General features: G+C 28.3%; 1 protein-coding gene. It reads left to right on the top strand.

The annotated features are described in order from the left end of the window. Window positions 1–229: 229 nt before the first annotated feature. Window positions 230–632: MraY family glycosyltransferase (locus FJO69_RS07750; protein WP_211333796.1), on the top strand; the 403-nt coding region annotated here is incomplete at its 3' end.

Below are 632 nucleotides of genomic sequence, written 5' to 3'. Positions count from 1 at the left end.
ATATAGACTTTGATGTTAAAATGTTGCCTTAAATGATATGATGAAAAAATGAATAATAGGCGATATATAAGAAATGAATCGTATAGTTGTAAATATGATATCATTGATTGAGCGAATTAATTTATAATAAAGCTATAAGATATACGTAGAAAATAGATGTATCATTCTATAAAGACAATATTAAATAAATATAACGTTAAAAACAATTAATATCGATGAAGGTGAATAAATGGTTACATTATTACTAGTTGCAGTAACAATGATTGTCAGTTTGACGATAACACCAATTGTTATTGCAATATCGAAAAGATTAAATTTAGTTGATAAACCAAATTTTAGAAAAGTACACACTAAACCTATTTCAGTTATGGGTGGTACGGTGATTCTCTTTTCATTTTTAATAGGTATTTGGATTGGTCATCCTATTGAAACAGAAATCAAACCACTTATTATTGGTGCGATTATTATGTACGTACTTGGGCTTGTAGATGATATCTACGATTTGAAACCGTATATAAAATTGGCTGGTCAAATTGCTGCTGCCTTAGTAGTTGCTTTTTATGGTGTGACTATTGATTTTATTTCGTTGCCAATGGGTACAACTATTCATTTTGGATTTCTTAGTATTCCAA

Source organism: [Mycoplasma] falconis (assembly GCF_006385795.1).
In the GTDB taxonomy this organism is placed as follows: Bacteria; Bacillota_I; Bacilli_A; order Mycoplasmatales; family Metamycoplasmataceae; genus Metamycoplasma; species Metamycoplasma falconis.
This window is presented reverse-complemented; position numbering and strand designations above follow the sequence as displayed.